Annotated in this window: 10 protein-coding genes; 6 read left to right on the plus strand and 4 right to left on the minus strand. The window is 43.0% G+C overall.

Going from position 1 to position 16,191, the window contains the following annotated elements:
- The first annotated feature begins 144 nt into the window (after positions 1–144).
- The 4 genes from R9C00_22315 to R9C00_22330 all read left to right on the plus strand — a co-directional run bounded on the left by R9C00_22315 (position 145) and on the right by R9C00_22330 (position 7,240).
- Positions 145–1,983, plus strand: a complete 1,839-nt coding sequence (locus tag R9C00_22315; GenBank protein WPO34438.1) for a sulfatase-like hydrolase/transferase — start codon at positions 145–147, stop codon at positions 1,981–1,983.
- A 64-nt stretch (positions 1,984–2,047) separates the two neighbouring features.
- Positions 2,048–3,895, plus strand: a complete 1,848-nt coding sequence (locus R9C00_22320) for a sulfatase-like hydrolase/transferase (GenBank protein WPO34439.1) — start codon at positions 2,048–2,050, stop codon at positions 3,893–3,895.
- A 514-nt stretch (positions 3,896–4,409) separates the two neighbouring features.
- Positions 4,410–5,495, plus strand: a complete 1,086-nt coding sequence (gcvT, locus tag R9C00_22325) for a glycine cleavage system aminomethyltransferase GcvT (GenBank protein ID WPO34440.1) — start codon at positions 4,410–4,412, stop codon at positions 5,493–5,495.
- 65 nt (positions 5,496–5,560) lie between these two features.
- Entirely contained in the window at positions 5,561–7,240 is a 1,680-nt protein-coding gene (locus tag R9C00_22330; protein WPO34441.1) for a hypothetical protein, read from the plus strand.
- Here the strand turns inward: R9C00_22330 and R9C00_22335 are convergent.
- Positions 7,237–9,324 carry a ComEC/Rec2 family competence protein gene (locus tag R9C00_22335; protein WPO34442.1) on the minus strand — a complete coding sequence of 696 codons (2,088 nt, stop codon included), beginning with the start codon at positions 9,322–9,324 and terminating at the stop codon, positions 7,237–7,239. The two genes, R9C00_22330 and R9C00_22335, sit on opposite strands and share 4 nt — an antisense overlap.
- A gap of 107 nt (positions 9,325–9,431) precedes the next feature.
- A complete protein-coding gene (locus R9C00_22340; GenBank protein ID WPO34443.1) occupies positions 9,432–10,196 on the minus strand; it encodes an alpha/beta fold hydrolase in 765 nt (254 codons plus the stop codon).
- Between the two features lie 213 nt (positions 10,197–10,409).
- On the opposite strand from R9C00_22340, the gene R9C00_22345 reads away from it, so the two are divergent.
- Positions 10,410–10,910 carry a hypothetical protein gene (locus tag R9C00_22345; GenBank protein ID WPO34444.1) on the plus strand — a complete coding sequence of 167 codons (501 nt, stop codon included), beginning with the start codon at positions 10,410–10,412 and terminating at the stop codon, positions 10,908–10,910.
- On the opposite strand, the gene R9C00_22350 is transcribed toward R9C00_22345, so the two are convergent.
- On the minus strand, positions 10,905–12,755 hold the full coding sequence (locus R9C00_22350; protein ID WPO34445.1) for an ABC transporter ATP-binding protein: 1,851 nt from the start codon (positions 12,753–12,755) through the stop codon (positions 10,905–10,907). The genes R9C00_22345 and R9C00_22350 overlap by 6 nt on opposite strands.
- 335 nt (positions 12,756–13,090) lie before the next feature.
- Here R9C00_22350 and R9C00_22355 point away from each other — a divergent pair, with 335 nt between their 5' ends.
- Complete coding sequence (locus R9C00_22355) at positions 13,091–14,932, plus strand: SulP family inorganic anion transporter (GenBank protein ID WPO34446.1); 1,842 nt, start codon at positions 13,091–13,093, stop codon at positions 14,930–14,932.
- Positions 14,933–15,039: 107 nt separating this feature from the next.
- On the opposite strand, the gene R9C00_22360 is transcribed toward R9C00_22355, so the two are convergent.
- Positions 15,040–16,164: a metallophosphoesterase gene (locus R9C00_22360; GenBank protein WPO34447.1), complete on the minus strand. Its 1,125-nt coding sequence runs from the start codon at positions 16,162–16,164 to the stop codon at positions 15,040–15,042.
- Between the last annotated feature and the right edge of the window lie 27 nt (positions 16,165–16,191).

Below are 16,191 nucleotides of genomic sequence, written 5' to 3' on the forward strand. Positions count from 1 at the left end.
ACTAATCCAAATATGGTAAGAAGTATTGGAGAAGGAGCTTCGCTTTGAAAAAGATGGAGCATTAAAAATAAAATAAAGTGACTATGACATGCATCCCTTAGGATGCAAGTACGAAATAGCCACCGTTACATTGGAACTAATAAAATGAAATCATCTTCAAACACAAACCCTGCAATTACCATTAGTCTACTTCTAGTGGTATTAGGCTCATGCTTGTATTCACCTTTCACTGAAGCACAGCCCAATATTCTTTGGATAGTTACCGATGACCAACGAGCCGATGCTTTGGAATGCTTCAACATGGCAACACGAGGCAAAAAAGAAAGTGCCTTAGGTTATGTATCATCGCCTAACATTGATAAGCTTGCCGATGAAGGTGTTTTATTTGTAAATGCTTTTTGCAACTCTCCCGCATGCGGTCCATCAAGAGGATCTATGTATAGCGGGCGCTACCCTTTCCGAAATGGACACTATGCTTTTGAGTTAAGCCATCAAAATCCAGACTTTGTAAAACCTAGCTTTGGTCAAACGTTGCAAAAACAAGGATATGGAACTGCTGTATTTGGAAAAGGAGATTCCTACATCTATAAATGGGGGCCAGGTCAAGGGTATTATTACCCTGGTCACTTCAACTACAAAATGCATTTCAAGCATGACCTCCAGAAAAACAACGTAGGTGATTTGTGGGCACCTGCAACTCAAGGAGATAAAAAGGAATTCGTTTCGTTTCCCGATGGCAGGTTAATTATTTATAGCTATGACAAGAAAACAAAAGAAGCTACAGGTGACGATAAGGTAAAAAAAGACAAAGTCGAAAAAGAGCTGGACATCCTCCGGGCATATACCCGGCTCAACAAAAGCTTGATTTTGGGAGGGGTAAACCCACAGCCTGCTGGAAAAACAGTAGATGGCATGATCGTACATGAATTCAAATCGTATCTGAAAAACCAAAATACTGATTACACCACTAGCTGGGGAGCTACTGCCAAAGGTGCTGACGCCAATAAACCGCTAATGGTCAATCTTGGGTTTCACCTACCCCACACACCCGTTTTACCCCCCAAAGAATTTCGTGACAAGTTCAAGAAATATCAATACGAAGTACCAGAATTCGATACGAAAGAATTGGATCAGCTTCCACCTCAAATGAAAAAAATGTTCAATAGCTTGAATATGTCGCGCATGACCGATGAAGACAAGCAACAAGCTATTCAGGATTACTATGCGTTTTGTGCGTACGGTGACGCCTTGATTGGAGAAGCTGTTGAGGAATTTAAGGCATACTGCAAAAAAAACAACCAAGAATATGTAATTCTATACACCGTTGGTGATCACGGATGGCACCTAGGCGAGCAGGGCATTGAAGCCAAGTTTGGCCCATGGGATAAATCTATTCATGGGGCACTAATAGTTGTAGCATCCGACAAGGCAAAAGTACCTGAAGGACTCATCCAGCGCCAGCTTGTGGAATATGTGGATGTTACACCAACAATCCTTGCTACTGGAGGGGTAGAAATCGAAAAAGAAGAATTCGAATACCTCGATGGTTTTGACCTCATGAATTTTATTGGTAACAAAGAAGAAAAGCGCGAGTATATTGTTGGAGAAATCCACCTCGTTGCTGCTCCCAGAGCCTACTTGCGCTCTAAAGAGTTTGCATTTTCTATGCGAACAAAGCCCGGCAATAAGGCTAATCTAAACGAAAATATCCGCTGGGCATTGGATTGTCCTGTGGAAGATGCTGAGCTGGCCTTATACGATTTACGTACCGATCCGCTAGAGCGCAATAACGTAGCAGCACATGAAAAATATGCCGAGCTGGCACAATGGTTCCGCCAAAAACTTGGCAATATCGTACTAGGCGATGGGCGAATTGAGTGCGATTGGTCTAAACCCAACACCTACGCCTTGAGCAACTTCGCACAGGGTGCTGACAATAAAAAATTGGATATACCCGAAGGATTAATACCTAAAACCCACTAAATAAACCCAGTAGCCTACACTTCACAACTGACTCATTATCATTTATATAAATTATACAAAAAAAATGAAATCACTATACCCATATGTAATCATCAGCATCATTCTTTTAAGTATTTCTGGATGCGCAAAAGTACAAGAGGCACCACAAGAGGAACAGAAACCGAACGTGCTTTGGATCGTAACCGACGACCACCGATACGATGCCATTCGGGCATTTAACAAAATGCTTCACGATCGAGAAATGAGTGAACTTGGATATGTTGAGTCGCCAAATATTGACCGATTGACCGAAATGGGTACAACGTTTATAAGCACATTTTGCCAAGCGCAAGTATGCGCTCCTTCCAGAGCTTCTATGCATTATGGACGCTACCCCTTCCGCTCGGGTATTTATGAATTTGAATACCATAACAACAACGCAGAGCATTGTAAGCCTACCTTGCCCGAGCAGATGGCTCAATTAGGTTATCAAACATTTCATGTTGGCAAATTGGGGGTTCGTATCAAAACAATAAAGGATGGAAAGACTAAATCCTACCCTATTTACCAAAATGATATCAGTTTCAAACAAATGGCTAAAGATGGCCTCACGGGCTGGGGGAAAGATTGGTTTCGGGAGTTGGATGGAGAGAAATTTGACAACCCGATAAAGAACTTAGTTTTCTTTGTCACTCCTGACGGGAAGTTTGAATACAACTCGCTTGAGCTTGAAAAGCAAAGGCCCGAATATGCGGGAATGTCTGAAAAAGTAATAGAGAAATATGACCTACTCAGGCACTATAACGATAGAAAGGGAAAACACCTAGATAAGGGCATGATCCTCTCTGGAGTCAGCTCACAGCCTGCTGGAAAAAACCGAGATGGTTATTACACCTCAACTCTAACCGATTACCTTAAAAATACAGATTCTACCTTTACGGTCGGTTCGCAAACTGTTGGTGGAATAGATCCTTCAAAACCTTTATTTGTTCACATTGGGTACGATTTCCCCCATACCCCTGTACTCCCTCCGGCAGATTACAGAGAGAGGTTTCAAAAATACAAATACAACGTACCTGTATTCGATAAGAAAGAATTTGAAAAAATGCCAAAGCAGCTGATCAATCAGTGTAAAAATGGAGAAACAGACCATTTTTCAGACGAGGAAAAACAAAAGATGGTACAGGATTATTACGCCTTCTGTGCATATGGTGACCGCCTAGTAGGTCAGTCAGTAGATGCCTTTATCGAGTATAGCGAAGCCAAAAAACAGTCATGGGTAATTGTATATGTAAACGGCGATCATGGTTGGAAACTAAACGACCATGGCGCAGTATCGAAATGTACGCCTTGGATAGAAGATAGCCTCAACCCGATTGTAGTGGTATCATCTGATAAAAAGATGTTCCCCGCAGGAAAAGTGGTGAGAGAATATACCGAATTCGTGGATGTTGCACCTACTATATTGGCAGCAGGAGGAGCTGATTTGAAAGATAAAAAATACAATTATCTAGACGGAATGGACATGGCAAAAATCGCTAAAGGCGAAGCTCCTGTCAGGGATTATGTAATTGGAGAGAGCCATGCGGGAACAGGGCCAAGAGCTTATATACGAACAAAAGATTACGTATTCTCCATGAAAACACGCCCAAATAAAAACAAAGGTGAAAAGATGGACTGGGCACTGAATGCTTCTTTCAAAGACCTAGACCCTGGCTTGTATCACGTTACAAAAGACCCAAAAGAGGTAAATAATGTGGCATTTGACCCAGCTTATGAACATATAGCCATGACCATGAAAGATAAACTCATGAATATTGTATTGGGCGATAACCGAGTTGAAGTCAATTGGGAAAAATGGGGTAGTGGAACAGAAATCTACCGAAGTAACTTTGCACCTGGTGCACATGACTACAAGTTGAACTTGAAATAAATTACCACCAGAAGCACCCATACCTCTTTCGTGGCAGAGGCGTGGGTGTTTTTTTCTATGAATATCTAAACCTACTTATACACGCGACCATACCTTCCCAAACTGATAGTATCAACCCACCCACAATCCTCAAAAGCAAAAAGGATTATTCTATCATATCGTAAAACACATCCACTACACTGTAAACTAAATAATCGATTTTTTTTAATAGTCTTCATTATGTTCATTTTTAGACCTAGCTGACAGTTGCGAGTTTCTAGTTACGGGTTACTGGTTATGGACGGTTCGACGCTGCGGTTTCAATAAATTGAATAAGCATTGCCAGCAACCAGGAACAATCAGCGATTGTTATAAATTGACAAACGGCTTAAAAAAAACATACGAAAACTTAGTTTACAATGTACTCACTATCTCCTTACATTCCCCATTTTCCCCTATTATAATCCCAAACCGCTCGCCATCATTCGGGCGTTTTCGTTAGTTTTGCGGAGGAATCACCAAAAGCAACCGCAAAATGGAATTGAAAAAAGTAGCATTAAACGATATACACGAGCAACTCGGTGCCAGAATGGTCGAGTTTGCTGGCTATAACATGCCTGTAAAATACGGCTCAGAAGTAGAAGAGCACAAAACGGTAAGAAACGGAGTGGGCGTATTCGATGTGTCGCACATGGGCGAGTTTATGCTCAGAGGCGAAAAAGCGCTCGACCTTATCCAAAAAGTAACCACCAACGATGCCTCAAAGTTGTTTGATGGCAAAGCGCAATACTCTTGCCTACCCAATGGCAAAGGGGGAATAGTAGATGACCTTTTGGTCTATAAAATGGACGACCAAACCTACCTTTTGGTAGTGAACGCTTCCAACATAGAAAAGGACTGGAACTGGATTGAAAGCCACAACACCTTTGGCGTGGAGATGGAAAATATTTCTGACCAAACTTCGCTCTTGGCAGTGCAAGGGCCAAAAGCTACAGAAGTGATGCAAAAGCTTACGGAGGTAAACCTAAGCGAAATGGGCTACTACACCTTCACCAAAGGAGAATTTGCCGGACAAAAAGATGTGATTATTTCGGCAACAGGCTATACGGGCGCAGGCGGTTTTGAACTCTACATACCCAATGCCGCTGCCGAAGAAGTTTGGAAAAAACTTTTTGAAGCAGGAAAAGACGAAGGCATCAAGCCCATAGGATTGGCAGCAAGGGACACTCTTCGCTTGGAAATGGGTTTCTGCCTCTACGGAAACGATATAGACGATACCACTTCCCCTATAGAAGCTGGCTTGGGTTGGATCACGAAGTTTAGCAAAAACTTCATCAACGATGATATTTTCCAAAAGCAAAAAGAAGAAGGCGTGAGCCGCAAGCTTGTAGGCTTCAAGATGATAGACCGAGGAATCCCTCGTGCCCACTACCCTATCCTCAATGCTGAAGGCGAACAAATTGGCGAAGTGACTTCGGGAAGCATGTCGCCGATGTTAGGTACTGGAATTGGGCTTGGCTACGTTACAAAGGAAATGAGCAAGCAAGGCACGGAAATTTTGATTGGGGTGAGAAACCGCCAGTTGAAAGCCGAAGTAACCCGACCACCGTTTTTGAAGTAACCTTCTTGCCAAGGGTTTATGAATACCAAGCCCTTGGCTATTAGATTCCCAATAACTACAAAGACATGAAACCAGCTAGTTTTTCCCTCTTATTCTTTCTAACTTTTTTGTTTCTTAGCTTAATTTCCTCAGCCCAACCCCGCCCTGAAAACGGGGTATGGAACTACCTTGATAGCGCTAGCCAGCGAGAAATAGTAGCAGAAATTAAAGATGGAAAGCTAAATGGCACTTGGCAGGAATTTGAAAATGGAAAACTTGCCGCACAAGGGCATTTTGCAGATGGAAAGGAACAGGGAACTTGGATTGAGTTTTATGAAAATGGCGATACTTCCCTTGTCACGCACTTTACTGCGGGGATAAAAAACGGGGAGGAAAAAGCGTACTTCGAGCAGCACAAGACCCAAAGTGTTGTTTATTTTTTACTGGGAAAAGAGGAAGGAAAAGCCTACCAGTTTTATCCTAATGGCACACTAGAAATAAAAGCCAGCTACCGAGATGGCGAACCTCATGGCCTATGGGAATGGTTCGACCCTCAATCCAACACCCTTGAAAAAGCCACCTATAGCCATGGAATGTTGGACGGCGAAAGAACCCTATATTTCCCCGGCGGGAAAGTTAAAACTACAGAGCTTTGGCGAGATAGTTTGCTGGTAAGCGTAAGCCCGACCAACAGCCCTACAGGCGGGCAGCTACCTACTGGAGATTTGAAAAACGGCAACGGCAGCCGGTTGCTTTACAGCGACATGGGCAAGCTCGAAGCAAAGGAAATGTACGCTGGTGGAAAGCTCCATGGCTTAACAGTCTTGTACGATACACTAGGAAACCCTGAAGCGGAATATACCTATACAAAAGGAACACTCTCAGGTCCTTACCGAGCCTTTTTCCCCAACGGCGCCATAGCAGAACTCGGTAGCTATGAAAACGACCTGCCCCACGGAAAATGGGTGGAATATGCTGGCGACGGACTGCCACAAGCCACCGGCAATTTTGTAAATGGCAAGCGTGAAGGCATCTGGCACGAGCTGCACATCGACAGCGCCGTAGCGGGAGTTGGGCAATATGCCAGCGATGTAAAAAATGGGGAATGGAAGTACTTTGACGAAGAAGGAAACCTGATTGCAAAAGCCACCCACCACCCCGACCAAACTGCCGATTTTGAAGAATACGAGTGGGACGAAAACGGAGAAAGTTACGTTGCCGCAAAGGGCAAAACCAGCCAAGGCAACCGCACTGGCAAGTGGCTTGAATTTTATCCTGACGGAACGGTGATGTCTTCAGGTCTGTATGAAAATGGGCTGGAAGTTGGTAATTGGAAAAACTTCCATGCCAATGGAGAGTTCATGCAAGAAGAAACTTGGACTGCAGGACTACTTATGGACGTGGGACCGTACTTCAACCTCAAAGGCGACTCGCTCTATACAGGCTCGATCAAAAATGGCGAAGGCTATCGCAAAAGCTTTTACCCCGACGGCACGCCGCTTTCTATGGGAAATTATAAAAAGGGAAAGCCTGAAGGCGAATGGAAATTCTTCACCTCCGATGGTTTTTTAGAAGCAGAAGGCTTGTATGAAAATGGGGAACGAACCGGAACATGGACAGTTTACCAACCCAATGGCAAAAAGAAAGCCTCTGGTGCTTACGAAAAAGGGGAGATAGTAGGCGAATGGAAATTCTACAACAAAAAAGGCAAAAAGGTCGAATACGTAGAAGATTATGGCGAGTATATTGGGGAGCAGGGGTCTTAATGTTTCAGTACCAAGGCTTCCTCCTTTTGGGTCAAATATATAGGGATATTCATTTCCTTGGCTTGCTGTTCCAATTTTTGCTGGGTGTAAAACGAGTTACTTCCATCTACTATCAGCAGCTCACACCTGGGTGCGTACTTCAAGTCTCTGAGCGCATTATTGCTTGCCAATGCATAGTCGAAAACTACAGTGGAGGAAACCTTTCCCCTACTCCGAAGCAGCAGTATTTTCTTTCCTTCCCACACCAACACCACATTGCCATTTTCCAACTTTCTAATGGGTAAATCCTCTATTTTCCCATCTAAACTATACCAATTCTCCTCTTCAATTCCCTTTTCGAGCAGGTGCGGGGCAATGTGAAAAGACTTAGCTTTTTCATCTGACAGTAATTTGCCATCGGCTATGAGGGCAGCTTTTTCCCCTTCCAACATCCCTATGGCAGAATGTTTATTTATCGCATAAAAAACCAAAACCTTCTGCTCCCTCACAGCATAAGCACTTCCCAAGCTCAAGGAAGAAAGCAGCAAAGTCACAGCACTTAGCCCAATGAGCCAACGAAACTTGTAGGAAACCCAAAATAACCCAACCAAAAACACCAGCGCATAGAGTAAAACCAATTCAGCACCTGTGAGGTGGATTTGCGTGATTTGGGAAAAAGGCAGGTGGAAAATCCAATCGATGAGGAAGTTCAAGCCGAACACAAAATAGCTGAGCAAAAAGCCAATTCCCGAAGCAAGCATCGGTACGAATGAAAGCGCCAACAGGCTCAACCCTGCATACAAAATCACCGCAGCAGCAGGAATTACGATCAGGTTAGCCAACCAAAAGTAACTGGGGAACTGGTGGAAATAAAACATACTGATAGGTCCCGTAGCCAATTGCGCTGCCAGCGAAACACAGGTGATGCTCCACACCGCGTCCAATATTTTGGAATCGAATTCCAGCAGATCATAAAACTTTGGGTGAAAAAATACGATGCCAAAAACAGCCGCAAAAGAGAGTTGAAAACCAACTTGGGTAAGCATCATAGGATCGTAGCAAAGCAGGATAAAAGCCGCCACGGAAAGGGTGTTGTAAATATTGGTCCGTCGGCTGAAAGCTTGCCCAACTACCACGAGGGAAAACATGGTGACAGCCCGCATCACCGAGGGGGAAAGCCCCGTGAGCATGGCGTAGAACCATAGGCTCGCCAAAATAAGGAAGGCAAAAAGCAGCTTGCCCCTTTTCTTCCTTCGCAACCCACTTAGCAGCCAAGAAAGCACTTGGAAAATGATGCCTACATGCAAACCAGAAACGGCCAACACGTGCATAGCCCCCGCTCCCGAATAGGCATCTTTTATCTCGTTGTCCAAGCCTTCTTTTATCCCCAAAATGAGGGCGACCACAATTTCTTGGGAAGCTTTGTCGGGAATATATTCTCTGAAAACAGCTTCGCATTTTCTTCGCATTTGGTAGGCAAACCCTAAGAAGTCCATTTCCCCATGGGCTACTAACCGAAAGGAATTTTCGGGAGCATAATGTTGGTGAAAAATGCCTTGCCGAGCCAAGTAGCTTTTGTAATCAAATTCGGCTGGATTGAGCGGCGCACTCACTTCTCTTGGAAAGCCTTTGAATAAAAGTTTATCGCTATAAGCTAGCTTGGTAGAATCCGTCAAAGCAACATAGACTTGCACCTGCCCTCTTGTATCTTTCCATCCTTCAGAAACCTGTACTTTTTCAAGCGACAGCACAAACCGCCGAGTCTTCCCTTTTTCGGTAACCTCACTGGTTATTTCGCCCACAAAAAATTTAGTATTTTCAGTAGAATGGAGAAAATGCTCCGAAGAAGAAAGTGGATTTTTGAGTTCGCAAAAAACATAACCAAAGAGAAACACGAGCGATAAGCCTACCGAACCTACAAGCCAGCTAAGCCGCCTTCTCAATTTCTTGGAAAAGCTAAAAACGAGGGCTAGGTAAACAGCGGAAAAAGTTACCAAAACCCATGAAGCACGGGGAATATCCCAAGGGGCATGCAAATAAAACAATATTCCCCCAATGAGGAAAATCGTCAACCTAAGAAATGCGAAAGATGTCCAAAAGTTCATGTGGTATGCATTGGTACGCTACCAATATAACATCTTTCTTCTTAAGAAAAAAGCAGCCAATTGAGAACACCTCAACTAGCTGCTTTATGTTATCTAACAAGTATTGCTTACCCCGCAATAAAACGATTGAGCACTTCTATAAACTTAACAGGTTGTTCGGCATGAATCCAGTGACCTGCATTGCTTATCATTCGGATTTCGGCTTTTGGGAAAATAGCTTTTATATCGGTATGGTCCGACTCTACGATGTATGCCGAATTCGTTCCGCCCATAAATAGCGTAGGAACATCAACGGGAGCATCACTTTGGATCAGCTCGCCTACCGCCTCTATTTTTTCGGTGATAACTGGTAGGTTAATCCTCCAATCGAAAGCTCCTGAACTATTACGATAAAGGTTTTTAAGTAAAAATTGCCTCACAGGCTGAATGGGTTCATGCTGTGCCAACGCCATATCGGCATCGGTTCTGCTCTTCAAAGAGGAAAGATTGATGCTGTTTAGCCCTTCCAAAATCTTTTGGTGATGGACTGGATAGGCTCTTGGAGCAATATCTACCACTACTAACTTCCTGAGCATTTCGGGGTATTTGGTGGCAAATTTCATGGCAACTTTTCCTCCCATAGAATGCCCAACTACAATAGGCTGAATAATTTTATGCTCTTCTATAAAGTCTCGAAGATCTTCCGCCATGATCTCATAATTAAATTCTGGCGTATTTTCCGATTGACCGTGGTTTCGTTGATCTACGAGGAAAACTTTGTAGTTTTCTGAGAGTTTTTTACCAATGGACATCCAGTTGTCGGAAGACCCAAATAGTCCGTGGAGAATAATAACAGGTAGCCCTTGGCCACTTTGTCTGTAAAATAGTTTCATTGTTATTAGATAGATTAAGTAGGATAAGCACGAATGCTTTTTTTAAGATTATTTTGTACAAATATGTAACTAAATACTCGGTTCAAATTAACTAAACCTTCACATTTTCAGTTAATATTTGCAGATTAGGCGAGGAAAGTGGATTCTTAATTGTTAAGCAGTTTCTGCTTTAAATGTTAGTTTTGCTGTTGACTCAAATTCAAACCCAAAGTTATGAAGCTTTTTTTATTTACCTTACTTTTTCTTGGAAGTGTGCTCGCAATCTCTTCTTGCAAATACGAGTCGGAAACCAACATGAACTCCGAGGAAATGGAGCAAGAACGGCAGGTTCGTGCTTTCAAAAAGCTTTCGGCAGGTGAAATATCAGAAGCTGCTTTTGAAAAAGGGAAAGAGATAAAAGAATTGATTTTGAGTAAAAAAGATAGTTTTTCCATTGACGACTGCCATAAAGACTTCCAGAACCTTTTAGATGAAAAAACTTCAGATTTGGTGATAGAAGCAAAAATAGTTTGCGATGCCGCAGATTTGAAAGAAGAAAAGGCAAAAATGGTTTGGGAAGCCTATACATACAATATTCAAAACGAAATTGCACTAGAAGATAACCTTCAAGAAATAAACGGGAGCTTTTATTATACCATCCCAAAAATGATGGAGGGAAACCTATCCATTCTTCTCATAAAAATAGATAAGAAAAAACTCATCGTTTCCTTATAAAGAGCGATAGGGAGGGGGATTTTGCAGTTTTCTCCTGATCACAGCTTTTCTCACATCCTCGAGGTCACCTTTCGGAATCGCTTTTATTAGTTGCTGGGTGTAAGGCTTCTGGGGTCGTTCGTAGATATTTTCGGCAAAACCGATTTCTTCCACTCGCCCTTTGTTCATCACCAAAATCCGATCGGCAATAAATTTGACCACAGCCAGGTCGTGAGATATGAAAATATAGGTCAGGTTATACCTCTCTTTTAGTAAGTTGAGTAAATTGAGCACTTGAGCTTGTACCGACACATCGAGCGCAGAAACCGACTCATCGCAAATAACGAACTTGGGCTTTAGTGCCAACGTTCGAGCTATGCACACTCGCTGGCGCTGCCCTCCCGAAAACTCATGCGGATATCGGCTGAAATAGGTACTACTTAGGTTCACCGTTTCCAACAGCTCCATTGCCCAATCAGCACGCTCCTTTTCAGTTTTAAAAACCTTGTGCACCCGCATAGGCTCCATTATGGCCTCGCCTATGCTTATCCGAGGGTTGAGCGAGGCGTAAGGATCTTGAAAAATAATCTGGATATCTTTTCGGAGTTGCCTAAGCTGATTTCTTTTCATGGAAAGGATATTTTCCCCTTCAAAAAAAACTTCTCCTTCAGTAGCTTCCACTAATCGTAAAATAGTTCTTCCCAATGTTGTTTTCCCACAGCCTGATTCCCCCACCAAGCCCAAAGTCTCGCCTGGGTACACTTCAAAGCTTACCCCATCTACCGCTTTCACCACTTCTTTGGGTTTGCCCAATAGTGTCTTTCGGATTGGAAAATAGGTTTTAAGCTCATTTACCTGTAAAATAGGTTCATTCGCCATATAAGCTTCTCGCTGTTTTTCAACATCCTCGCTACTTTTTACACTCATCATCAGTGCTTCACCTACCGATTTAAACTTCGCATCGGACACACCCGTGATGTTCCCTTCCAGGTCCGAACGCATAAAATCAGTAATGATAGGAAGCCTCTCCAATCTCATGTTGAGCCTTGGCCTGCACGCCAGCAAACCTTTGGTATAAGGGTGCTTTGGGTTGGCAAAGATATTCCAGACAGGACCCGATTCTACAATTTTCCCACGGTACATCACCAATACCCGGTCAGCTACTTCGGCTATAACACCAAGATCGTGGGTTATGAAAATCACAGAAGTTTCTTTGGCATGCCTAAGTTCTTGCATCAGATCCAAAATGGCTGACTGTACCGTAACATCAAGTGCCGTAGTAGGCTCGTCGGCAATCAGCAAAGAAGGGCGACAAGCCAAAGCCATGGCTATCATCACCCGCTGCTTTTGCCCACCCGATATTTCATGGGGATATGCTTTATAAATTTGAGCTGGGCGAGGGAGTCTTACTTTTTCAAAAAGGGATATTACACGCTCTTTCGCTTCTTTTTTTGATACTTTTTCGTGAAGGAGAATCGTTTCCAACACCTGATCGCCACAGGTAAAAACAGGGTTGAGCGAACTCATCGGGTCTTGGAATATCATGGAAATATCCCGTCCTCTTATTTTCCTGAGCGCTTTTTCAGATTGTTGGTAAAGGTCAAACTGCCCATCATTTATCGATTTGAACATCGCCTTACCATCTGTAACCAATCCAGGGTCACTTATCAGTCCTAATAGAGACAAAGCACTTACCGATTTGCCAGAGCCAGACTCCCCTACTATCCCGACCGTCTCTCCTTTAAAAACCTCAAAATCAATACCTTTTACCGCATGTGTAGCATGAGCGTTATGATAGAAATCTACCTTTAGATTACTTACCGTCAAAATTTTTTCTCCAACTTTATTTTGTGCAGGTACTATCATTCAGAAACGGATGCTCAGGTTATTTTTTGATAGGATTATAAAATGTTAAACTATCCCCACGTGGATACATGATATGTAACGAAGCTTTTGGAATAGTAAGATATTGAAACTTAAAAACTTGAAGAGGAATACATTTTAGGTTAGCTTATCATCATTTATTATCAATAGATTCACTTCTGTTTTACCCCAAGCCCTTGCCTTCTTGTGAAATAACCGTACTTTTGCGGCTTGATTTTATCGACCACACCTTTTACCAATACTCAGCTATTTATTTTAATTAGAAATCTTTTGATACCCGTTCGTATTGAGTGGGTGGCTCAGCTAATATAAACTCTATGGAATTTGTAAGAAAAAGAATGGCAAACGTCAAAAATGACGTGCTTTCGGGCTTGACGGTTGCCCTGGCCTTGGTGCCAGAAGCTGTTGCATTTGCCTTTGTGGCAGGGGTTGATCCTTTGGTAGGCTTGTATGCTGCATTCATGATCGGGCTTATCACTTCCATCTTCGGCGGAAGGCCTGGAATGATATCAGGAGCTACGGGCGCATTGGCCGTGGTAATGGTTGCCTTGGTAGCCAAAGGAAACGCCATGGGTGCCGAAGGAGAAAACTTGGGCTTATACTACCTATTTGCCACGGTTATCCTGATGGGCTTTATCCAGGTTGCAGCCGGCTTGTTCAAACTTGGAAAATTTGTCCGCCTTATCCCTCATCCCGTAATGATGGGTTTTGTAAATGGGTTAGCCATCGTAATTTTCCTTTCTCAAATGGGAATGTTTAAAGAAGGGGTAAAAGATGCATTTGGCAATAACAAATGGGTGGCTGAATCTACCGTAAAGAAGTTTGGGATAGAAGGAAAAGAGGTCTACGATGTAGATACAAAAAGGGTAATGTACTCTTTGGAAGGTAATAAACTAGTCAATCCAAAAACAAACGAAGCTGAATATTTGATAGCTGATGAGCAAGTTTTCAACGCCGAAACCAAAAGCATCAAATTCAACCTTGAAGAAGATGGCATTTATTTGATTGAGAAAAAGGGAAAAGAAAAAGTCTTTTTGCCTACGAACCAACTTCTTCTGATGGCAGGTTTGGTTTTGCTCACTATGGGGCTAATGTGGGGCCTGCCAAAAATCTCTTCGAAAATACCCGAGGCATTGGTCGCTATTGTGGTCGTTTCCATGATCGTAATCTTTGGAAAATTAGATGTGGCTACCGTGGGTTCCTTCATCCGCAGTGGTGGTGGCGAAGGGCTTAAAGGAGGCTTGCCTACGTTCCAGTGGGATATTTTTAATAAAGTCCCTATGACTTGGGAAACCTTGCAATTCATAGGTCCATATGCCTTGATCTTGGCAGCAATCGGTCTTATTGAATCGCTTATGACCCTCAACTTGGTAGATGAACTTACCGAAACTCGTGGCCATTCTAACAGGGAATGTATCGCCCAAGGCGGTGCTAATATTGTTACCGGCCTTTTCGGTGGAATGGGTGGTTGCGCCATGATCGGCCAGTCGATTATCAACATCAAAAGTGGAGGCCGTACTCGTATCTCGGGCATAGTTGCGGCTGTTACTTTACTCATCTTCATCTTGTTTGCCTCAGGGCTTATAGAGCAAGTGCCCATAGCAGCGCTAGTTGGGGTGATGTTCATGGTAGTAATTGGCACTTTCGCTTGGTCGAGTTTCCGAATCCTTCACAAAATCCCTAAAACGGATGCATTTGTACTGATTTTAGTCTCTTCACTCACTGTTATTTTTGATTTGGCAATAGCTGTTATTGCCGGGGTGATCATCAGCGCCTTGGTATTCTCTTGGGAAAATGCCAAGCGAGTGAGAGCCAGAAAAACAACGAGGGCAGATGGCGTGAAACTCTACGAAATATGGGGACCTTTGTTCTTTGGAAGCATCTCAGCATTCAACAGCAAATTTGATGTAAACAACGACCCCGAGGAAGTGGAAATTGACTTTATAGATGCCAGAATCTGGGACCATTCGGCACTAGAAGCCGTGCTCAACCTTGTGGAGAAATACGAGAAAGCAGGCAAAAAAGTAACATTGAAGCACCTTAGCGAAGACTGTAAAAGGATAATGGGCAAAGCATCGCCTAAGTTTGAAACGGTGATAGAAGATGCCATTGACGACCCTAGGTACTACGTAATGTCTGGACAAACCCACGAGCATTAGCAGTAACCGTTTCTGTTATAGCAAAACACCCCTGCTGGCTTAGGCTAGCAGGGGTGTTTTTGTTATAAAAATCCCAAGTTAAAATAAAGTCAAACTTTTAGTACTATTTAGTTTGCCGTATACTTCAACACATCCCTTTCGGAAAATGAACCTTCTTCCAAATACTTGTAAGAAACCGTTGCCGTATCCCCAGCTATTTCCACTACCGAATAGCCAAAATCTTTGGAGGTACTAACTGGCTGAGGTGTATAACCTCCATTATACCCATCGTACTCAGGGCTTATATTTTTACCAGCTCCAGCAGTTCCTACCACTACTTGGTGCATGTCGTTGGATTCATCGCCGTCACCATCATCTATGCGCGCATGGGCAAAGCCATGGTCGTGCCCACAAAAATATACCCGTGAGCCCGCTTTCGCCATACTCTTCCAAAACTGGTCTCTATGGGCTGAATAATCTAGTCCATACGACATATCTCCATGCATGCAGTCTTTGTGATCTACTTTAAATGCGGGCTCGTGCGTAAAGGAAAATATGTGAGAAGATGTATTTTTAGCTAAAATCGAATCGAGCCAAACTTGGTTTACCCTTTTGGTTGCCGGCTTAGGAATGCTTCCATCCAGATTTGCCACAGTTCCATCTGCTGCGGTGTATAAATCCAACCCAACTATCAATACATTTTTATGCTCCACACTAAATGTCACATTTTTTTCATTTGCTGGTCCATTCTGAGGCATAGCATATTTGCCAGAAAAAACTTGGTCCCACACTTTTTTGGTCTCAGGCCAGATAGGGCGATGGGCTGGTGTTCCTGCCGAATCGGGTAAATATTGGGTCGTTTCATGGTTTCCCCTCACCAAATAGACAACAATATCGTTTTGGTAAAGTGGCTCAATTGTATTCCTGAAAGTCATCATTTCTTGCTGAAGCTTCACTAAAGCCAAGCTATCACCTAATTCTTTTCTTCGGGCGTGTCCATAGCAAATATCCCCTGTAAATAGCACAAAATCTGGTGAGTCTTGCACAATTTGCTTTACTAATTTATCAAGTATTTCCACGTTGACCCCACTCCCTTCACTTGTGCCTCGGCAATCGCCAAAGGCTACAAACTTCCATTTTTGCTGAAGGTCAGCTGTGCCTATTTCTTCATTGATTTTAGCATCCTTTTTCTCACACGATATAAGTATGGCAAGTATGAGCAAGAAGCTGGTTGAAAGTATATTCTTCATCATAATATCATTTGTTTAAATAAGGGGTAT

Source organism: Flammeovirgaceae bacterium SG7u.111 (assembly GCA_034044135.1).
In the GTDB taxonomy this organism is placed as follows: Bacteria; Bacteroidota; Bacteroidia; order Cytophagales; family Flammeovirgaceae.

What these genes read in the sequence shown, in the direction of transcription:
- R9C00_22335 (WPO34442.1), bottom strand. Translation starts at nt 9,324, where the DNA reads ATGAACTTTTGGACATCTTTCGCATTTCTTAGGTTGACGATTTTCCTC.
- R9C00_22320 (WPO34439.1), top strand. Translation starts at nt 2,048, where the DNA reads ATGAAATCACTATACCCATATGTAATCATCAGCATCATTCTTTTAAGT.
- R9C00_22355 (WPO34446.1), top strand. Translation starts at nt 13,091, where the DNA reads ATGGAATTTGTAAGAAAAAGAATGGCAAACGTCAAAAATGACGTGCTT.
- R9C00_22350 (WPO34445.1), bottom strand. Translation starts at nt 12,755, where the DNA reads ATGATAGTACCTGCACAAAATAAAGTTGGAGAAAAAATTTTGACGGTA.
- R9C00_22345 (WPO34444.1), top strand. Translation starts at nt 10,410, where the DNA reads ATGAAGCTTTTTTTATTTACCTTACTTTTTCTTGGAAGTGTGCTCGCA.
- R9C00_22340 (WPO34443.1), bottom strand. Translation starts at nt 10,196, where the DNA reads ATGAAACTATTTTACAGACAAAGTGGCCAAGGGCTACCTGTTATTATT.
- R9C00_22360 (WPO34447.1), bottom strand. Translation starts at nt 16,164, where the DNA reads ATGATGAAGAATATACTTTCAACCAGCTTCTTGCTCATACTTGCCATA.
- gcvT (WPO34440.1), top strand. Translation starts at nt 4,410, where the DNA reads ATGGAATTGAAAAAAGTAGCATTAAACGATATACACGAGCAACTCGGT.
- R9C00_22330 (WPO34441.1), top strand. Translation starts at nt 5,561, where the DNA reads ATGAAACCAGCTAGTTTTTCCCTCTTATTCTTTCTAACTTTTTTGTTT.
- R9C00_22315 (WPO34438.1), top strand. Translation starts at nt 145, where the DNA reads ATGAAATCATCTTCAAACACAAACCCTGCAATTACCATTAGTCTACTT.